Source organism: Terrabacter sp. Soil811 (genome assembly GCF_001429655.1).
GTDB lineage: Bacteria > Actinomycetota > Actinomycetes > Actinomycetales > Dermatophilaceae > Terrabacter.
Map to the genome: position 1 here is coordinate 195,509 of NZ_LMSX01000008.1, position 18,969 is coordinate 214,477.

14 protein-coding genes and 1 other RNA gene are annotated in these 18,969 nt (G+C 71.3%); 11 read left to right on the top strand and 4 right to left on the bottom strand.

The window, feature by feature from the left end; genetic code table 11:
- Positions 1-12: 12 nt before the first annotated feature.
- Positions 13-1,986, top strand: a complete 1,974-nt coding sequence (locus tag ASH01_RS11410) for a DUF2207 domain-containing protein (RefSeq protein WP_056775787.1) — start codon at positions 13-15, stop codon at positions 1,984-1,986.
- Positions 1,987-2,043: 57 nt separating this feature from the next.
- Here the strand turns inward: ASH01_RS11410 and ASH01_RS11415 are convergent, their stop codons facing one another.
- Positions 2,044-3,225: an MFS transporter gene (locus ASH01_RS11415; RefSeq protein ID WP_056775789.1), complete on the bottom strand. Its 1,182-nt coding sequence runs from the start codon at positions 3,223-3,225 to the stop codon at positions 2,044-2,046.
- 53 nt (positions 3,226-3,278) lie between these two features.
- Here ASH01_RS11415 and ASH01_RS11420 point away from each other — a divergent pair, with 53 nt between their 5' ends.
- Positions 3,279-4,121 carry a winged helix-turn-helix transcriptional regulator gene (locus ASH01_RS11420; protein ID WP_056775790.1) on the top strand — a complete coding sequence of 281 codons (843 nt, stop codon included), beginning with the start codon at positions 3,279-3,281 and terminating at the stop codon, positions 4,119-4,121.
- Positions 4,122-4,141: 20 nt separating this feature from the next.
- Here the strand turns inward: ASH01_RS11420 and ASH01_RS11425 are convergent, their stop codons facing one another.
- Complete coding sequence (locus ASH01_RS11425) at positions 4,142-7,516, bottom strand: pyruvate carboxylase (RefSeq protein ID WP_056775792.1); 3,375 nt, start codon at positions 7,514-7,516, stop codon at positions 4,142-4,144.
- A 213-nt stretch (positions 7,517-7,729) separates the two neighbouring features.
- On the opposite strand from ASH01_RS11425, the gene ssrA reads away from it, so the two are divergent.
- Positions 7,730-8,096: a transfer-messenger RNA gene (ssrA, locus tag ASH01_RS22500) on the top strand.
- Positions 8,097-8,200: 104 nt separating this feature from the next.
- On the opposite strand, the gene trxA is transcribed toward ssrA, so the two are convergent.
- Together trxA and ASH01_RS11435 are read right to left on the bottom strand one after the other, a co-directional pair.
- A complete protein-coding gene (trxA, locus tag ASH01_RS11430) occupies positions 8,201-8,602 on the bottom strand; it encodes a thioredoxin (RefSeq protein ID WP_056775794.1) in 402 nt (133 codons plus the stop codon).
- Between the two features lie 39 nt (positions 8,603-8,641).
- On the bottom strand, positions 8,642-9,262 hold the full coding sequence (locus ASH01_RS11435) for an SIMPL domain-containing protein (protein WP_056775795.1): 621 nt from the start codon (positions 9,260-9,262) through the stop codon (positions 8,642-8,644).
- Between the two features lie 72 nt (positions 9,263-9,334).
- Here ASH01_RS11435 and ASH01_RS11440 point away from each other — a divergent pair, with 72 nt between their 5' ends.
- The 8 genes from ASH01_RS11440 to ASH01_RS11475 all read left to right on the top strand — a co-directional run bounded on the left by ASH01_RS11440 (position 9,335) and on the right by ASH01_RS11475 (position 18,919).
- Positions 9,335-9,703, top strand: a complete 369-nt coding sequence (locus tag ASH01_RS11440) for a VanZ family protein (protein WP_056775796.1) — start codon at positions 9,335-9,337, stop codon at positions 9,701-9,703.
- 291 nt (positions 9,704-9,994) lie between these two features.
- Positions 9,995-12,157 carry a DEAD/DEAH box helicase gene (locus ASH01_RS11445; protein WP_056775798.1) on the top strand — a complete coding sequence of 721 codons (2,163 nt, stop codon included), beginning with the start codon at positions 9,995-9,997 and terminating at the stop codon, positions 12,155-12,157.
- A 37-nt stretch (positions 12,158-12,194) separates the two neighbouring features.
- Entirely contained in the window at positions 12,195-12,746 is a 552-nt protein-coding gene (locus ASH01_RS11450; protein WP_056777592.1) for a YqgE/AlgH family protein, read from the top strand.
- Positions 12,747-12,795: 49 nt separating this feature from the next.
- A complete protein-coding gene (locus ASH01_RS11455; RefSeq protein ID WP_056777595.1) occupies positions 12,796-13,599 on the top strand; it encodes a glutamate racemase in 804 nt (267 codons plus the stop codon).
- The gene (locus tag ASH01_RS11460; RefSeq protein WP_056775799.1) at positions 13,596-13,922 is read left to right on the top strand and encodes a DUF3039 domain-containing protein; all 327 of its coding nucleotides are present in this window, start codon (positions 13,596-13,598) and stop codon (positions 13,920-13,922) included. Before ASH01_RS11455 ends, ASH01_RS11460 begins: the two co-directional genes overlap by 4 nt.
- A 157-nt stretch (positions 13,923-14,079) precedes the next feature.
- Positions 14,080-15,048 carry a zinc metalloprotease gene (locus tag ASH01_RS11465; protein ID WP_056775801.1) on the top strand — a complete coding sequence of 323 codons (969 nt, stop codon included), beginning with the start codon at positions 14,080-14,082 and terminating at the stop codon, positions 15,046-15,048.
- 123 nt (positions 15,049-15,171) lie between these two features.
- Positions 15,172-16,932, top strand: coding sequence for a DEAD/DEAH box helicase (locus ASH01_RS11470; protein WP_056775802.1), 1,761 nt, complete (start codon positions 15,172-15,174; stop codon positions 16,930-16,932).
- A gap of 136 nt (positions 16,933-17,068) precedes the next feature.
- Positions 17,069-18,919 (top strand): bifunctional metallophosphatase/5'-nucleotidase, encoded by a 1,851-nt coding sequence (locus tag ASH01_RS11475; protein WP_056775804.1) that lies wholly within the window; start codon positions 17,069-17,071, stop codon positions 18,917-18,919.
- The last annotated feature ends 50 nt before the right edge of the window (positions 18,920-18,969 follow it).

An 18,969-nucleotide genomic window follows, 5' to 3' on the forward strand; every position in this document is an offset into this window, starting at 1 on the left:
GGAGGCACTCCGATGGCTGGACCGACCGGACCGACCCGATCGAGCGTGACGCGCGGCCGGCGACTCGGGGTGCTGGGTCTGCTCCTGGCAGCCGCGCTGTTCCTGCTCGTACCGGCCGCCGCGCAGGCCGCCGGCGACGAGGGCATGGACTCCTTCGCCGCGGTCTACGACGTGCAGCCCGACGGCAGCATGAAGGTCACCGAGACCATCACGTGGCGCTTCCCGAGCGGCGAGCAGAAGCACGGCATCTTCCGCGACGTCGTGGTGCGGATGGGCTGGAACGGCGAGGAGAACCGCTACCGCTACTACGACCTGACGGACGTCGCGGTGTCGAGCCCGAGCGGCGCCCCCGACGCCTTCCGCGTCACCGACAGCGGTGCGGCCAAGGAGATCCGGATCGGCTCCCTCGACGAGTACACCAGCGGCACTCAGGTCTACACCATCAGCTACACGCTTCATGACGTGCTCAACCCGATCACCGCCGACGGCAAGCCGGCCGCCGACTCGAGCACGGCCGACACCGTCGAGCTCTACTACAACGTCTTCGGGACCAACGAGACCACCGTGCGTGACCGCGTGTCGATCACCGTCACGGCGCCGGCGACGCCGACCCAGGTGGCCTGCTACCAGGGCGTCAACCGGTCGGACACGCCCTGCCAGGCGACGAAGGGCGACCCGGCCAGGTTCGCGGCCACCGGGCTGACCGCGGGGGATGCCATGTCGGTGCTCGCCTCCTACCCGGCCTCGGCCTTCGGCGACGTGCGCCCCGACGTCCGACAGGGTGACTCGGCGTCCTCGATCGGTTCCGACGCGGCCCCGGCCGCCAACGCCGCCGCCTGGGCCGGCGCCATCGGCGCTCCGGTGCTGGCACTGGCCGTGATGGGTGCCCTCGTCTGGACCCGCGGTCGGGACGAGCGCTACGCCGACCTCACGCCGGGCCTCTCGCCGGCGTACGGCACCGGCGCGGCGGGCGACGGGACCCCGAGTGCCGCCACGGTGCGCGGCGGGTCGTCCACCGTCGCCGTCCAGTTCCAGCCGCCGAAGGGCGTGCAGCCGGGCATGGTCGGCACGATCATCGACGAGACCGCCAACCCGATCGACGTCTCGGCCACGGTCATCGACCTCGCGGTGCGCGGCTTCATCCGGATCGAGGAGAGCGACGGCGGGGGAGCCTTCAGCCGCACCGACTGGACGCTGACCCGGCTCGCGCCCCCGGCCGACGAGCGACTGCTGCCCTACGAGCGCCAGCTGCTCGACGGCATCTTCTCCAGCCGGGGCGACGTCGTGCGTCTCTCGGAGATGAAGAACACCTTCGCGAGCACCCTCAAGCGCATCCAGTCCGGGATGTACGAGGAGGTCGTGACACGGGGATGGTTCCGCTCCTCGCCCCAGACCCAGCGCGGCGCGTGGCAGGGCCTCGGGCTCGTCATCGCCGTGCTCGGCGGGCTCATGCTCTTCTACGGCCGACCTGCGATCAGCGCGATCCTCGGCGGCAGCTTCGGTGGCGGGGTCGCCCTCGGCATCGGTCTCGTCGTCGCCGGCCTCATCGTCTGGTTCCTCGGCGGGCGGATGGCCGCCAAGACCGCCGAGGGCTCGGCCGTGCTCGCCCAGTCCCTCGGCTTCAAGGAGTACCTCACGACCGCCGAGGCCGGGCAGATCGAGTTCGAGGAGGCGTCCAACATCTTCAGCCGCTACCTGCCGTATGCCGTCGTCTTCGGTGTCGCGGACCGGTGGGCCAGCACGTTCGCCGACGTCGCGAAGGCGGCCGAGGCCGCCAACCAGCCTCTCGTGATGCCGACGTGGTACGTCTGGAGCGGCAACGCCTTCCCCGACTTCACGAGCATCGCCGACGGTGTCGACTCCTTCTCGACGACGTCGACGGGCACCTTCACCTCGACGCCGGGCTCGTCGGGATCGTCCGGCTTCTCCGGCGGCGGTGGCTTCTCCGGCGGCGGTGGCGGCGGGTCGTCCTCCGGCTCCTGGTAGCCCGCACGATCGATGTGACCCTCGGTGCGGGGCAGGTCCCGGTGACACACGCCGTCGCTACGACGCTGCCGGCTCGGCGTCTCGGGACGGTCGTCGCGACGCGAGGGCGAGCAGGGCTCCCACGCCGGCCACGACGCCACAGAGCGGCCACAGCAGACCGGGCGCGACGGCATACACCATCCCGCCCAGCGGGGCGGAGAGCATCGTCCCGCTCGTGGCGGCGCCGGTGTAGAGGCCCTGGTACTGGCCGACGAGGTGGGCGGGCGCCGCGTCGAGGACGTGCGCGGTTGCCGTCGTCTTGTAGAGGATCTCGCCGGCGGTGAGCACCACCATGGCGACGACTGCTGCGGCCGTGACGCCCATCCACGTGAGCCCGAAGATGACGAAACCGACTGCCACGAGGGCGTATCCGGTCGCGATGATGGGAATGGCAGGTCGGTCTCGGAGCCAGAGGGCCACGGGGATCTCGAGCGCGAGGATGAGCCCCGACCCGATCGCGACGAGGAGCGTGTAGAGCGCGAGCGGCTGCCCGTGGTCGCGCAGGTGCAGGGGGAGGGTCGAGTAGAGCTGACGGTAGACGAGGTCGACGAGCACGACGCCCGGGAGGAGGAGCAGGAGCGACCGGTCGGCCCGGACCGCCCGCCAGAGGCCGGCCGGGGCGTCGGGCTCCGCGGCCACCGGCGCCTCGTCGGGCAGGAAGCGCGACGTGGCGTGGCGCAGCACGAGGGTGAGGACGCCGTCGACCACGAAGAGCGTGTCGTAGCCGTGCGTGGCGAGCAGGGCGCCGACGGGAGGGCCGATGACGAAGCCCGCGTTGGAGGCGGCGCGGCTCACGGCGACCGACGACCGGCGTGACCCGGCCGGCACGGCGAGTGCCGCGAGCGCACCCTGCCCGAGGGACGCGACGGCGCCCAGGTAGCCCGTCAGCGGCATCGTCACGGCGAGCAGCCACACCGGCTGCCACGGGATGAGGGCGGTGAGGACGCCGACCACGCTGGCCGTGAGGAGCAGGACCCGGCGGTGGCCGTAGCGGTCGCCGAACCGGCCGCCCGTGACGTTCCCGAGGAGCGCGCCGACACCGTTCGAGCCGGCGATGATGCCCGCCGGCACGACGCCCAGCCCCCGCGGTCCGGTGAGGTAGAGCACGAGGAAGAGCATGAGGAAGGCGCTGGCCGAGCTGACGAAGCGCCCGGCGGCCAGCACCCAGACGACGCTCGGGAGGTCACGGAGGTCGCGCACCCGAACATCAGACCACAGTGAGTCTCTTTTAGGAACTCAGTTAGAATGAGGCCATGACCAGGCGGCACGCGAGCGCCGTCGACCCGTGCGGCGTCGCCCACGCCGTCGGCGTCCTCGGTGACCCGTGGAGCCTGCTCGTCCTGCGCGACGTCGCCGGTGGGCGCACCCGTTTCGACCAGCTCGTCGCCGAGACGGGGATCTCGCGCAAGGTCCTCGCGCAGCGTCTCGACGCCCTCGTGTCAGACGGCGTCCTCGAGCGCCGCGCCTACTCCGACCGTCCGCCGCGGCACGAGTACGTCCTCACCGCCCTCGGCCGGGGGGCGCTCCCGGTCCTCGCTGCCCTGCAGGAGTTCGGGGACACGTGGCTGCTCGGCGACGGGAGCCCCGACGCCGGTGCCGCCACCGACTCCAACGAGGTCACCCGGGTGAGCGGCCTCGTCGGACAGGCGATCCCGCGCCTGCACGCCCTGGACCCCGTCACCGACGAGCCGTTCACGGTGGTCTACTGCTACCCCGGCAACGCGTTCCCCGGCGCCGACGAGATCCCTGGTGGCATCGGCTGCACGTTCGAGTCGTGCACGTACCGCGACCGGCTCGGCGAGTTCGCCGACCTCGGGGCCTCGGTCGTCGGGGTCTCGACCCAGCGACCGGGGGAGCAGGCCGCGTTCGCTGCAGCGAACCGCATCCGCTTCCCCCTGCTCTCGGACGCCGACCTCGAGCTGACGACCGCGCTGCGCCTGCCGACCTTCCGTGCGGGCGGCACGACCCGGCTCAAGCGCCAGACGTTCGTCGTCGACCGGGACCGTGTCGTGCGCGCCACCCTCTTCCCGATCCCCGACGTCACGGGGTCGGTCGAGGAGGCGCTGGGCCTCGTGCGTGCACTCGGACGCGGCTGACGCGGCTGACGCGGCTGACGTCAGCCGATGACGACGAGCAGGTCGCCACCCTCGACCTGCTGGTGCGCGCCGATGGCGACCCGCGAGACGGTGCCTCCGGTGGGGCTCGTGATGTTGGCCTCCATCTTCATGGCCTCGATCGTCGCGACGACGCCGCCGGCCTCGACGGTGTCACCCTCGGACACTGCGAGGGTGACGACGCCGGCGAAGGGCGCTGCGACCTGGCCCGTGACCCCCGCGTCGGCCTTCTCGGCGGACTTGACGTCTGCCTCGACCGAGCGGTCGCGGACGGTGATGGGTCGGAACTGCCCGTTGAGGGTGCACATGACGGTGCGCATCCCCTTGGAGTCGGCCTCGCCGATCGACTGGACCCCGAGGATGAGCCGCTTGCCCGGCTCGATCTCGACCTCGTACTCCTCACCTGCCTCGAGGCCGTGGAGGAACTCGACGGTGCCGAGCACCGACAGGTCGCCGTAGGACTCGCGCGAGCTCTCGAACTCCTTGGTCGGTCCGGGGAAGAGCAGCTCGTTGAGGGTGCGTCGCGGGGCCTCGACGAGAGCCTGCTCCTGCTCCGGCGTCAGCTCGGTGAGGCGCGGCTTGGACTGGCGGCCGGCGAGCGCCTTGGTGCGGAAGGGCTCTGGCCACCCACCGGGAGGGTCGCCGAGCTCGCCGTTGAGGAAGCCGATGACCGAGTCCGGGATGTCGAAGCGCTGGGGGTCGTCCTCGAAGTCCTTCGGGTCGGCGCCGGCGCCGACGAGCGCGAGCGCGAGGTCGCCGACGACCTTGGAGCTCGGCGTCACCTTGACGACGTTGCCGAGGATCCGGTTCGCCGCGGCATACATGTCCTCGATCGCCTCGAAGCGGTCGCCGAGACCGAGGGCGATCGCCTGCTGCCGGAGGTTGCTCAGCTGGCCGCCGGGGATCTCGTGGAAGTAGACCCGGCCGGTGGGGGAGTCGAGTCCCGACTCGAAGGGCCGGTAGAGGTGACGCACGGCCTCCCAGTAGGGCTCGAGCGCGAAGACGTTCTCGATGTCGAGCCCCGTCGGGCGGTCGGTGTCGTCGGTCGCCGCGACGAGGGCCGAGAGCGAGGGCTGGCTCGTCGTGCCGGCCATCGTCGCCGTGGCCGCGTCGACGGCGTCGACCCCGGCGTCGATGGCGGCAAGGAGCGTGCCGATCTGGCCGCCCGCGGTGTCGTGCGTGTGCAGGTGCACCGGCAGGTCGAAGCGTTCGCGCAGCGCGCGGACCAGCCGCGCCGCCGCCGGAGCGCGGAGCAGCCCGGCCATGTCCTTGATGGCGAGCACGTGGGCGCCGGTGTCGACGATCTGCTCGGCGAGGTGGAGGTAGTAGTCGAGCGTGTAGAGCTTCTCGCCGGGACTCATCAGGTTGCCCGTGTAGCAGAGCGCCACCTCGGCGACCGCGGTGTTCGTCTCGAGCACCGCTTCGACGGCCGGGCGCATCTGCGACACGTCGTTGAGCGAGTCGAAGATGCGGAAGATGTCGAGGCCCGTCGACGCGGCCTCGCGCACGAAGGCGTCGGTCACGGCCGTCGGGTAGGGGGTGTAGCCGACCGTGTTGCGCCCGCGCAGCAGCATCTGCAGCGGGATGTTGGGCATGGCCTCACGGAGCGCGGCGAGCCGCTCCCACGGGTCCTCGGCCAGGAAGCGCAGCGCGACGTCGTAGGTCGCGCCGCCCCAGGCCTCCATCGAGAGCAGCTGCGGCGTCAGGTGCGAGACGTGCTTGGCGACATGGAGCAGGTCGCGGGTGCGCATGCGGGTCGCGAGGAGCGACTGGTGTGCGTCCCGGAACGTCGTGTCGGTGACGGCGACGTCGTTCGCCTCGCGCAGCGCTCGCGCGAAGGCCGCCGGCCCGTCGGCGACGAGACGGTCGCGGGCGCCGGGCGGCAGGGGCGCGTCGGGGAGCTGGGGAAGCTTGGTGCGGGGGCGGATCCGCGTCGTGACCGGGCCGTTGGGCTGGTTGACGGTGACGTCGGCGAGGTAGCTGAGCAGCTTCGTCGCGCGGTCGGCGCTGATCCGCGCGGAGAGCAGCTCGGGACGCTGGTCGATGAACGACGTCGTGGCCAGGCCCTCCTGGAAGACCGGGTCGCCGAGGACCGCCTCGAGGAAGGGGATGTTGGTCGAGACCCCGCGGATGCGGAACTCCGCCAGCGCGCGCTGGGCCCGGCGCACGGCGATCGGGAAGGTCATCCCACGACAGGTGAGCTTGACGAGCATCGAGTCGAAGTGGGCGCTGATCTCGGCACCGACGAAGACGGTCCCGCCGTCGAGGCGCACGCCGCTGCCGCCGGCCGAGCGGTAGACGGTGATGGTGCCCGCGTCGGGGCGGAAGCCGTTGGCCGGGTCCTCCGTCGTGATCCGGCACTGCATCGCGAAGCCCTTGGTGCGGATGTCGTCCTGGCGCAGGCCCATCGACGCGAAGGTGTCGCCCGACGCGATCTGCATCTGCATGACGACGAGGTCGATGTCGGTGACCTCCTCGGTCACCGTGTGCTCGACCTGGATGCGCGGGTTCATCTCGATGAAGACGTAGCGCCCGTCCTCGCCGAGGAGGAACTCGACCGTCCCGGCGTTGACGTAGCCGATCGAGCGCGCGAACTCGACGGCGTCGGCGCACATGCTCTCGCGCGTCGCCGCGTCGAGATTGGGCGCCGGCGCGATCTCGACGACCTTCTGGTGGCGGCGCTGGAGCGAGCAGTCGCGCTCGTAGAGGTGGACGACCTCACCCGTGCTGTCGGCGAGCACCTGGACCTCGATGTGGCGCGGGTTGACCACGGCCTCCTCGAGGTAGAGCGTCGGGTCACCGAACGCCGACTCGGCCTCGCGCTGGGCGGCCTCGAGCGCGTCGCGCAGACCATCTCGGCCCTCGACGCGGCGCATGCCCCGACCCCCGCCACCGCTGACCGCCTTGACGAAGACGGGATAGCCGATGTCCTCGGCCGCGGCCTCGAGAGTGTCGAGGTCGGTGCCGGGCTCGGAGCCGCGCAGCGTCGGCAGGCCGGCGTCACGCGCGGCGGCGATGGCGCGGGCCTTGTTGCCCGTGAGGTGCAGCACCGAAGCCGGGGGACCGATGAAGGTGACGCCGGCGGCGTCGCACGCCTCGGCGAGAAGGGGGTTCTCCGACAGGAAGCCGTAGCCGGGGTAGATCGCGTCGGCCCCGGCCTCGACGGCCTGGGCGACGATGGCCTCGTGGTCGAGGTAGGCCCGGACCGGGTGGCCCTCGTCGCCGATCTGGTAGCCCTCGTCGGCCTTGAGCCGGTGCTCGCTCTTGCGGTCCTCGTAGGGGAAGACGGCGACCGTGCGGGCGCCGAGCTCGGTGGCGGCCCGGAAGGCTCGGACGGCGATCTCGCCTCGGTTGGCGACGAGAACCTTGCGGAACATCGGACCTCCAGGGTGCCGGGGGCGACGGGTGTGGTCCGCGTCGACCACGGTCGGCAGCCTAGTGGCGGGCCTGTCGCTCCCGAGAGGGGTGTTCCCATCCGAGACGGGAATGGCTTGGACCGCCCGAGCGTTCCTCCTGCATACTGTGGACTCCACCCCGGTGGGACGCAGAGCAGCTTGACAAGTGAACAGCGTGACGTGGACACCCCTCATGGGGGTGATCGGTTTCGACGGTGGTCGACATGTCAGGGGAAGCGGGTCGAGGATGCAGGGTTATCTCGTAAACGCTCCTTGCAAAACCATAGGTGCCAATTCCAAGCGCACCGACTTCGCCCTCGCCGCCTGAGCGAGCCTCGAAGTCTGTCAGCCTGAGCTAGTTTCCGACTCAGTGTCTGGCATCAGCTAGGAAACTTGCTGTGCAGTCATGTTGGGGGGCTGCACGGGACTCTTACTCAACTGGGCCTGTCAGGGGACGCGTGCGTGCGAGCCCTGGGGCCGAGAAAAGCCATAGCGCACTGCACCCGGAGAAGCCCTGGTTTCTCGTCATCGGACGCGGGTTCAATTCCCGCCACCTCCACCACTCACGTGGTGGCCACGTCACGCTGTCGCTGACAAGCACGAAGAGGGCGTCCCGTTCGCGGGACGCCCTCTTCGTCTGTGCCGTATGCCGTCTGTCCGGGCTCGTCAGGCCTGCTCGGTCTGGCCGCCGGAAGCGGCGCCGGCCGCCTCGGCCGCCATCTGCTCCTTGATCGGGGCCATGTCGAGGTTCTTGACCTGCTCGATGACGTCCTGGAGCGCGGACTGCGGCAGCGCACCGGGCTGGGCGAAGACGAGCACGCCCTCCTTGAAGGCCATCAGGGTCGGGATCGAGGTGATGTTCGCCGCCGATGCGAGGGACTGCTCGGCCTCGGTGTCGACCTTGCCGAACACGATGCCCTCGTTGTCACCGCTCTGCGACGCGGCGTCGTAGACCGGGGCGAACTGCCGACACGGGCCGCACCAGGACGCCCAGAAGTCGACCAGGACGATGTCGTTGTCGAGAACGGTCTTCTCGAAGGACTGCGCGGTCAGGTCAGTGGTAGCCATGTCTCTCCCAACGATCGGCGTGTGACGGGTATTCCGCCCTCAGCGCAGTTCCCAGGTGACGGTGACGGAAGCCCCGAGGTCGAGGTCACCGCCCTCGACGGGCATGCCGCCGGCGTCCATCGAGGCCGCCATGAGCTTCATCTCGCGGCGCTGGACCGGGATGGCGCCCGCCTCGGCCACCCCGAGGACTGCGCCGAGCTCGGCGCCGGAGAGCGCGGCATACTGCTGCGCCTTGTCGCGGGCGTCGGCGAAGGCGGCCTCCCGGGCGCGCCGCAGTCCCTCGCTGCGGTCGGACACGTCGAGGCGCACCTGGTCGACGAGCAGGGCGTTGCCCACCGCGGACGCGGCGGCCTCGAGGATCTCGCCGACCGACTCGAGCCGGCGCACGGTGACGGCGAGCCGCTGCTGGGCCGTGAAGCCGACCGCGACACCGGTGTTGTCCCAACGCTGGCTGACGCCCGCGTCGAGGGTGCGGATGTCGGCGTCGGCCACGTCGTGGTCGCGCACGACCGCCCCGACCTTCGTGATGCCCTCGGCCGCCCCGGCGAGGGCCGTCGCGACGTCGTCGGCGTCGTGCCCGACCCGCAGGTCGAGGCGCACGACGTCGGGGGAGACGGCGGCCCTGCCGGCGCCGTTGACGGTGACCGTGCGTTTGCCCATGGGGTTCCTCTCGTCGCGGCCCTCGCGGAGCGGGTCGGGGCCCTCGTCGCAACCTACCTAGACTGCGGTGCCATGACGAGCCTCCCGCGACGGTCCGCCCCCACCTCGCGCCTCGTCGTCGGCCTGGCGGTCGCGGCCGTCGTGACGCAGCTGCTCGTCCTCTACTGGCCCGTCGTCACCGTCGAGGGCCCGGTGAGCTGGACCGACAAGGTCGTGCACCTCCTCGTCTTCGCCGTGCCGACGTATGCCGTGGGGCGCGCCCTGCGGTCCGTGCGCACCGCGGTCGTCATCTTCGCGATCCATGCCCCGGTGAGCGAGCTGGTGCAGCACTTCCTCCTCCCCGGGCGCTCCGGCGACGTGTGGGACGCGGTGGTCGACCTCGTCGGCGTGGCGCTCGGGGCGGCCGTGCTCGTGGTCGGGCCCCGGCTGCGTCGCTGGTAGACTTGGCGGCATCCGACTCCGAGGTCTCCTCGGATCACGACGGAAGAGATGGCGCCGGGGATGCCCGGCGGGCAGGCTCGTCCGACGAGGTGACACCCCTACCGGAAGACCGCGCAGACGGCGCGGCCCGGCACCGACGCGGAGCGGATCCGAACACCGGACGGCACAGATGCCGGGGACCGGTACACATGGGGCGCAGAGATTCCTGCGCCTGAGGCTCGTCTGCATGGTCGTGGTGTGACTCACGGCTCGAGGCGAAGTCTGCATCGAGTCAAGAGAGTTGAATACGCAATGCCCAAGCACACCTCCTCCGGCGCGCCCAAGAAGGCCCGCTGGTCCACCGAGAAGAAGGCCGCCGCGACCAAGAAGCCGCACCGCGGACAGGGTGGACAGAAGTCCTCCGGTTCCTTCTCCGGCCCCAAGACCTCCCGCCCAGCATCGTCGGGCTCCTCGCACGTCGGTGGCCGCGAGTGGCGAGCCCCGCGTGACGAGCACCGTTCCTCGGACCGCCGCGACGACCGCCGCGATGACCGTGGTGGCTACCAGCGCCGCGACGACCGCGGCTTCCAGCGTCGCGAGGACCGCCCGAGCTTCGAGCGTCGCGACGACCGTGGCGGATACCAGCGCCGCGACGACCGCCCCTCGTCCGACCGCCGCGACGACCGTGGCGGTTACCAGCGTCGTGACGACCGCGGTGACCGCGGCTTCCAGCGTCGCGAGGACCGTCCGTCGTTCGACCGTCCCCGTGGCGACCGCGACGACCGTGGCGGTTACCAGCGTCGTGACGACCGCGGTGACCGCGGCTTCCAGCGTCGCGAGGACCGYCCGTCGTTCGAGCGCCGCGATGACCGTGGTGGCGACCGTGGTGGCTTCCAGCGCCGCGAGGACCGCCCGCGCTTCGAGCGCCGCGACGACCGTGGCGCCGACCGCTTCGCCGACCGCTTCGCCGACCGGGCTCCCGTGAGCTTCGACGACGCCGAGGCCGAGCGCATGGACGCCGACACCTGGACCAAGTCGACCCGCGCGGACGTGTCCGACGGACCCGTCGACGTCGCCGCCGACAACGGCTTCGCCGCTCTCGGCCTGCCCGAGCGGATCGTCGAGCGCCTCGCCCGGGAGGGCATCACCTCGCCGTTCCCGATCCAGACCGCGACGATCCCCGACGCGCTGGCCGGCAAGGACGTCCTCGGCCGCGGCCAGACCGGCTCGGGCAAGACCCTTGCCTTCGGCCTGCCGCTCATCGCCCGGCTGCTCGAGGCCGACCTCAAGCGTCGCCCGCGCAAGCCGCACGCCCTCATCCTCACGCCGACGCGCGAGCTCGCGATGCAGATCTCCGACGCGCTCGAGCCGCTCGTGCACGTCGCCGGCCTGCGCCACAAGCTCGTCGCCGGTGGCCTCAGCTACACGACGCAGATCAACGCGCTCAACAAGGGCGTCGACATCCTCATCGCGACGCCGGGCCGCCTCAACGACCTGCTCGAGCGTGGCGCCGTCGAGATGGACGACATCGCGATCACCGTGCTCGACGAAGCCGACCACATGGCCGAGATGGGCTTCATGGCCGAGATCACGACGAGCCTCGACAAGATCCCGTCCGACGGCCAGCGCCTCCTCTTCTCGGCGACGCTCGACCGCGGCATCGACGCGCTCGTCGAGAAGTACCTCACCGACCCGGTGACGCACTCGACGAACGACGCCACCGCGTCGGTCGAGGGCATGGACCACCACGTCCTGCTCATCGACCCGCAGCACAAGAAGGTCATCACGGCCGAGGTCGCCAACCGCGAGGGCCGCACCGTCGTGTTCTGTCGCACCAAGCTCGGCGCCGACCGCATCGCGCTCCAGCTGCGCGAGCAGGGCGTCATGGCGGCCGCGCTCCACGGTGGCCTCAACCAGGGCCAGCGCAACCGCGTGCTCGGCGCGTTCCGTGACGGCACCCTCCCGGTGCTCGTCGCGACCGACGTCGCGGCCCGCGGCATCCACGTCGACGACGTCTCGGTCGTCCTGCAGGTCGACCCGCCGGCCGACCACAAGGACTACCTCCACCGCTCCGGTCGTACGGCTCGCGCCGGTGACAAGGGCACCGTCGTGACCCTCGCCCTGCCGCACCAGCGTCGGACGATGGAGCGTCAGCTCAAGGACGCCGGTCTCGAGATCTCGCCCGTGCGGGCCACGCCCGGCGATGCGATCATCGCGGCGACCGGTGCGACGACCCCGAGCGGTGTCGCGATCGCCGAGGACGAGTTCCAGCGCCTCATCGCCGGTCCCAAGGCGCATCGTCGTGGGCCGGCCGGTCCGCGCGGTCCGCGCCAGGGCCAGCGCAGCGGCTCGCGTCCGCAGCACGGTGGCGGTCGTTCCGACGACCGTCGGGGCCGTCGCACCGACCGCGGTGACGGTCTCGTGTCCCGCTGGGGCGACGACGACCGCCGTGGTCAGCGGGGCGCGCGCTTCTGAGCAGTCGCCGGTGTGGAAGGCTGGGCCCGTGAGCTCGATGTTCCACACCGGCCGCCTCCTCGTGGCGACGCCGTCCGTCGGGGGTGACGTGTTCCATCGGTCCGTCATCCTCATGCTCCACCACGACGACGGCGGCGCCCAGGGCGTCGTGCTCAACAAGCCCCTGTCGGCCGAGGTGGACTCGGTGCTGCCGGGCTGGCAGCGTGTCGTGACCGCCCCGCACGTCCTCTTCCAGGGCGGGCCGGTGTCGACGTCGTCGGCGCTGGGGCTCGTCACGGTGCCGGGCGACGAGCCGGAGCCGCTCGGGGTCAAGCGCCTCTTCGGCTCGATCGGCCTCGTCGACCTCGACGTGCCGACCCCTGTCGTCGCGGCCGAGCTGGCGGGGCTGCGGATCTTCGCCGGCTACTCCGGGTGGGAGTCCGGCCAGCTCGAGAACGAGGTGCTGCGCGGCGACTGGTACGTCGTCGATGCGGAGGTGCGCGACGCCTTCACGCCGCGGCCGGAGGGGCTGTGGCGTGAGGTGCTCCGACGCCAGCGCGACAGCCTCGCGTACGTCGCGAACTTCCCCGACGACCCGTCGATGAACTGACATGGGCGTCACGGGGCCCGTGCGGCCGGACACCGAGGAGCATCCCGGGATGCCGAGGTCGACCAGGCGAGTTGCCTTCGTCGACAGCGGTCTCGGGCTCCTCGGGTACGCCGACGCCCTCCACGCGCTGCGGCCCGACCTCGGGCTCGTGCTGTCGCTCGACCCGGACAACATGCCCTACGGCCCGCGCACGCCCGCCGAGGTCCAGCGACTGATCCTCGCCTCGGCGCGCGCCACCCTTCCCCACGAGCCGGCCGCGATCGTCGTCGCGTGCAACACCGCCTCGGTGCACGGGCTGGGCGCCCTCCGCGCCGAGCTCGAGCCGGCCGTCCCCGTCATCGGCACGGTGCCGGCCATCCGCCCGGCGGCCGCCGGGGGAGGGCCGGTCGCCGTGTGGGCCACGGCTGCCACGACGTCGAGCGACTACCTCAGGGGCCTCGTCGACGCCTTCGCCGCCGACGTCGAGACGTGTGCCGTCGCGGCCCTGGGGCTCGCCGAGGCCATCGAGTCCGGTGACCCCGACGCGGTCGACGCCTGCATCGCGTATGCCGCGTCGCAGACTCCCGCGGGCGTGCGCTCGCTCGTCCTCGGGTGCACCCACTACGGGCTCGTCGTCGACCGGATCGTCGCGGCCCTCGGGGACGGTGTGACGATCCACGACTCTCCCGTCGCGGTGGCCCGCCAGACCCTGCGGCGCCTCGGCCTCGAGCCGGCGCCGGACGCCCCGGAGGCCGGCGTCGAGGCGGTGCTGCTCAGCGGCCGACCCGGCGCGCTCCCGGCGTCGTGGGGGGCCTATCCCGCGGGGGAGCGGCTCCTTCGGGGTGCGGCAGGGCGGCATACACTCTCGTCATGAGCACGATGCCTCCCGACCCGTTCGAGCCCGAGCCCGAGCCGCTGCGGCGCACGAGCACGGCCACGATCGAGCGTGAGGAGGTTCGCGAGGAGCTCCAGGAGCCCGGTGACCACGAGCGCTTCTCGCACTACGTGCGCAAGGAGAAGATCCTCGAGAGCGCGCTGTCGGGTGAGCCCGTCGTGGCCCTCTGCGGCAAGATCTGGGTCCCGGGCCGCGACCCCCAGAAGTTCCCGGTCTGCCCGGTCTGCAAGGAGATCTACGAAGGCCTTCGCGACCCCCAGGACGGCGGCGACGGCGACCAGGGCGGCGGCGGACAGTCCTGAGCGACGCGTCTGCGGGTGCCTGACCACCACCGCCCGACCGAGGGGCTTTCCTTAAGGGTTCTTTACTCGCCCCGGCTCCGCCACTGACTGTCGCGTACCTACAGTCGCTGGGATCGTCGCCCGATCGGGCGTCGTGTCGGACGAGAAAGGTCACCCCATGAAGCTTCGCTCCCTGATGCTCGCGGCACCGCTCGCACTCGCCGCAGCATCCCTCGGCGCACCGGCGCAGGCCGCGCCCGTGATGGAGGGCCACGGCAGCGCCGCGTGCCTCGACCCGGCGGCCGTGGGCGCGGTCGGAGCCCGCGGCACCCACGGCACCGCCAAGGACCCGCACGAGCTGACCGACGCACAGGTGCGCGCCAACGAGGCGGCCCTGACCAATGCCCTCGAGGCCAAGGGGCTGACCCGGGACTCGTCGGGCAAGGTCGTCAGGGAGGGCCAGCAGGGCAAGCCGGGCACGGGCAGCACCTTCGCACCGACGACGGTCAAGGTCTACTGGCACACCATCACCAACGGCACTCAGGGCACCGTCAGCGGCAGCGCGATCAGCAGCCAGATCAGCGTCCTCAACAAGGCCTACTCGGGGACCGGTCTCAGCTTCAGCCTCGCCGGCTCCGACTCGACGAGCAACTCGTCCTGGTACACCGTGACGCCCGGCTCGGCGGCCGAGAAGAGCATGAAGACGACGCTCCGCAAGGGCACGATGGCTGACCTCAACCTCTACTCGGCCAACATCGGTCAGGGGCTGCTGGGCTGGGCGACCTTCCCCAAGGGCACCTACGACGCCATGGACGGCGTCGTCATCCTCACGGCCTCCCTGCCCGGTGGCAGCGCGACGAACTACAACCAGGGCGACACGGCCACCCACGAGGTCGGCCACTGGGTCGGGCTATACCACACCTTCCAGGGCGGCTGTAACGGCAACGGCGACTACGTCGACGACACGCCCGCCGAGGCCAGCGCCGCCTACCAGTGCCCGACCGGCCGCGACACGTGCACGAGCCCCGGCCTCGACCCGATCAAGAACTTCATGGACTACACGTACGACTCCTGCATGAACACCTTCACGACCGGCCAGGTCTCGCGCATGCAGGCCCAGTGGACGGCGTACCGCGCCGGCCGGTGACCACCAGCGCGCCTGCTCGACGTCGCGAAACCGACTGAGCGGCATACCATCCAGGCCGAGGCCCCGCCCGCAAGGCGGGGCCTCGGCATGTCGTCCTCGGGGATTCGTTACGGTGGCCTCTCTATGAGTTCAGGGGCCGCCTTCCACCTCCCACCCGCCTTCCCAGAGCGGGCTGCGTGGGGTACCGCCAGCAAGCTGCGCGCGTGGCAGCAGGAGGCACTCGACCTCTACCTCGGCAAGTCGCCGCGCGACTTCCTCGCGGTCGCCACACCGGGCGCCGGCAAGACGACGTACGCCCTGCGCGTGGCCACCGAGCTGCTGAGCGCGGGCATCGTCTCGCGCGTCACGGTCGTCGCTCCCACGGAGCACCTCAAGACCCAGTGGGCCGACGCCGCCGCCCGCGTCGGCATCAGTCTCGACCCGAAGTTCAGCAACAGCATCGGCCGGCACAGCGACGACTACCACGGTGTCGCCGTGACCTACGCGCAGGTCGCCTCGCGCCCGTCGCTGCACCGCGAGCTGACGACGTCGCGCTCGACCCTCGTCATCCTCGACGAGGTGCACCACGGCGGTGACGCGAAGAGCTGGGGCGACGGCATCCGCGAGGCCTTCGAGCCCGCGACCCGTCGGCTTTCGCTGACCGGCACGCCCTTCCGCTCCGACACCTCGCCGATCCCGTTCGTCACGTACGAGCTCGACGCCGAGGGCACCCTCGTCAGCTCGAGCGACTACACCTACGGCTACGCCGAGGCGTTGCGCGACGGCGTCGTGCGACCCGTCCTCTTCATGGCCTACGGCGGCAGCATGCGCTGGCGCACCAAGGCCGGCGACGAGCTCGAGGCGCGCCTCGGCGAGCCGATGACGAAGGACTTCGTCGCCCACGCGTGGCGCACGGCGCTCGATCCCAAGGGGGAGTGGATCCCCGCGGTCCTCGCCGCCGCCGACCGGCGCCTCACCGAGGTGCGGCGCCACGTCGAGGACGCCGGCGGCCTCGTCATCGCCTCCAACCAGACCCAGGCGAGGGCGTATGCCGCCATCCTCCGCTCGTTGACCGGCGAGGCCCCGACGGTCGTCCTCTCCGACGACCTCGGCGCGAGCAAGCGCATCGAGGACTTCGGGGCGAGCGACGAGCGCTGGATGGTCGCCGTCCGCATGGTGTCCGAGGGGGTCGACGTGCCGCGGCTCGCGGTCGGGGTCTACGCGACGTCCACCTCGACGCCGCTCTTCTTCGCCCAGGCCGTCGGACGCTTCGTGCGCGCCCGACGGCGGGGTGAGACCGCGTCGGTCTTCCTGCCCTCGGTGCCCGTGGTCCTCGACCACGCGGCGCGCCTCGAGGAGCAGCGCGACCACGCCCTCGACCGCAAGCCCAACCCCGACGACATCGGCCAGATGTGGGCCGAGGAGCAGAGCCTGCTCGACGAGGCCAACCGGGCCGACAAGGCGAGCGGGGCCCTCGACGAGGGCGCCTTCGAGGCGCTCGAGTCCGACGCCCACTTCGACCACGTGCTCTTCGACAAGCAGCAGTGGGGCATGCACGCCCAGATCGGGTCGGAGGACGAGGAGGAGTACCTCGGCCTGCCGGGCCTGCTCGAGCCCGACCAGGTGTCGGCGCTGCTCCGCGAGCGGCAGAGCCGTCAGGTCAAGAAGGCCCCCCAGGGCGCCACCGCCCCCATGCCCGTCGCCGCCCACCGGGCCCTTGCCGCCCAGCGCAAGGAGCTCAACACGCTCGTCTCGACGTATGCCCGTCAGAAGGGGCTGCCGCACGCCAACGTCCACATGGACCTCCGGCGTGTCTGTGGCGGACCCGACCTCGCGGCCGCCTCGACCGAGCAGGTCACCGAGCGCATCGACAAGATCCGGCTCTGGCTCGTCGGCCGACGCTGAGGGTTCACGAAACCGACCGGTGCTGTCGGCCTATGGGCGGAAGTGTCCGGCTATGGTCGTGCACTGCGCCTCGGGGGCGAGCCGCGCACCGTGAACCGGGACTGCTCCGATCGAGCACCTGACAGCGAAGGACGACATGAGCACCGACCACACCCCTGACCTCCTCGGATCCTCCACCACCCGTCGCCAGCTGCTGGCCCTCGCCGCCGTCGGCGGCGCCGGGCTCGCGGCCGTGCGCTCGGCCGTGCCCGCCGACGCCGCTCCGGCGGCCACCGCCCCGGGCACCAACGGCGAGGTCGTCCGGCTGACCGTGCTCGGCACGACCGACCTGCACGGCAACGTCTACAACTGGGACTACTTCAAGAACGCCGAGTACACCGACGCCAAGGCCAACGACATCGGCGTGGCCAAGGCCTCCTCGATCATCAAGGCGATCCGGGCCGAGGTCGGCGCAGAGCGCACCCTGACGATCGACGCCGGCGACACGATCCAGGGCACGCCGCTCGCGTACTACTACGCCAAGATCGACCCCATCACCGGCGGCTCGACGCACCCCATGGCCGCGGCGATGAACCAGGTCGGCTACGACGCCGCCGCGCTCGGCAACCACGAGTACAACTACGGCCTCGACACGTTGCGCGCCTTCGAGAAGCAACTGAACTTCCCGCTCCTGTCGGCCAACTCCGTAGACTGGAACACCGGCGCCCCGGTCTTCAAGCCGTGGGTCATCAAGACGGTCAAGCTGCCCGACACCAAGGCGATCAAGGTCGGCATCCTCGGCCTCGTGACGCCCGGCGTCGCGATCTGGGACAAGGCCAACGTCGAGGGCAAGGTGAAGTTCCCCGGCATCATCGAGCAGGCGAAGGTCATGGTGCCCCGCCTCAAGGCCGCCGGCGCCGACATCGTCATCGTCGCGTGCCACTCAGGCGACAACGGCAAGTCGTCGTGGGGCGACGCGCTGCCCTACGTCGAGAACGCGAGCGCGCTGCTCGCCGAGCAGGTCCCCGGCATCGACGCCGTCCTCGTCGGCCACGCGCACCTCGAGATCCCGCAGCGCTACGTCACGAACGCGCAGACCGGCAAGAAGGTCCTCCTCTCCGAGCCCTACTACTGGGGCATGCGCGTGACGCGGATGTCGATCGACGTCCAGAAGGTGCGCGGCCAGTGGCAGGTCGTCCACTCCGAGGCGACGCTCTACAACTCCAACGTCGCGCCCGAGGACCCCGCTGTGACCGGCGCCGTCGCAGCCGCCCACCAGAAGGTGCTGACCTACGTCAACGGCGTCATCGGGACGTGCACGCAGGCCATGTCGGCGTCCACGTCGCGCTACGAGGACACCGCCGCGATCGACTTCATCAACTACGTCCAGGCCGATGCGGTCAAGAAGGCGCTCGCGGGCACGCCCGAGGCGTCCCTGCCGGTCCTGTCGATCGCCGCGCCGTTCAACAAGCTCGCCGCGATCCCGGCCGGCGACGTGACGATCCGCGACGTGGCGGGCCTCTACATCTACGACAACACCCTCCTCGGCATCGTCCTCACCGGAGCCCAGGTCAAGGCGTACCTCGAGAAGAGCGCGGAGTACTTCAAGCCCTGCACGACGACGGGCCCGGTCGCCGCCGACACGATCACCAACGCCAACGCGACCCCCGACTACAACTACGACGTCATGGGTGGGCTCGACGCGGACCTCACCTACGACATCGACCTCGCCAAGGCGGTCGGCTCGCGGATCGTGAACCTCGCGTATGCCGGCAGCCCGGTGGCGCCGGACGCGCGCTTCGTCGTCGCGATCAACAACTACCGCCAGTCGGGAGGCGGCAACTTCCCGGGCGTCGTGGCCGCCCCGGTCGTCTACAACCGTCAGATCGAGATCCGCCAGCTGCTCATCGACTGGGCGACCGCCAACCAGGTCATCGACCCGGCGGCCTTCTCGAGCGTCGACTGGAAGCTCGTCAGCAACGGGAGCCCGATCACCGTCACGCCCTGACGTCGCGGGCCCGGCCGGGATGCCCCGGCCGGGCCGGTGCCGTCGTCGGT

What these genes read in the sequence shown, in the direction of transcription:
- ASH01_RS11470 (WP_056775802.1), top strand. Translation starts at nt 15,172, where the DNA reads ATGAGTTCAGGGGCCGCCTTCCACCTCCCACCCGCCTTCCCAGAGCGG.
- ASH01_RS11460 (WP_056775799.1), top strand. Translation starts at nt 13,596, where the DNA reads ATGAGCACGATGCCTCCCGACCCGTTCGAGCCCGAGCCCGAGCCGCTG.
- trxA (WP_056775794.1), bottom strand. Translation starts at nt 8,602, where the DNA reads ATGGCTACCACTGACCTGACCGCGCAGTCCTTCGAGAAGACCGTTCTC.
- ASH01_RS11450 (WP_056777592.1), top strand. Translation starts at nt 12,195, where the DNA reads ATGTTCCACACCGGCCGCCTCCTCGTGGCGACGCCGTCCGTCGGGGGT.
- ASH01_RS11435 (WP_056775795.1), bottom strand. Translation starts at nt 9,262, where the DNA reads ATGGGCAAACGCACGGTCACCGTCAACGGCGCCGGCAGGGCCGCCGTC.
- ASH01_RS11410 (WP_056775787.1), top strand. Translation starts at nt 13, where the DNA reads ATGGCTGGACCGACCGGACCGACCCGATCGAGCGTGACGCGCGGCCGG.
- ASH01_RS11475 (WP_056775804.1), top strand. Translation starts at nt 17,069, where the DNA reads ATGAGCACCGACCACACCCCTGACCTCCTCGGATCCTCCACCACCCGT.
- ASH01_RS11420 (WP_056775790.1), top strand. Translation starts at nt 3,279, where the DNA reads ATGACCAGGCGGCACGCGAGCGCCGTCGACCCGTGCGGCGTCGCCCAC.
- ASH01_RS11425 (WP_056775792.1), bottom strand. Translation starts at nt 7,516, where the DNA reads ATGTTCCGCAAGGTTCTCGTCGCCAACCGAGGCGAGATCGCCGTCCGA.
- ASH01_RS11440 (WP_056775796.1), top strand. Translation starts at nt 9,335, where the DNA reads ATGACGAGCCTCCCGCGACGGTCCGCCCCCACCTCGCGCCTCGTCGTC.
- ASH01_RS11455 (WP_056777595.1), top strand. Translation starts at nt 12,796, where the DNA reads ATGCCGAGGTCGACCAGGCGAGTTGCCTTCGTCGACAGCGGTCTCGGG.
- ASH01_RS11465 (WP_056775801.1), top strand. Translation starts at nt 14,080, where the DNA reads ATGAAGCTTCGCTCCCTGATGCTCGCGGCACCGCTCGCACTCGCCGCA.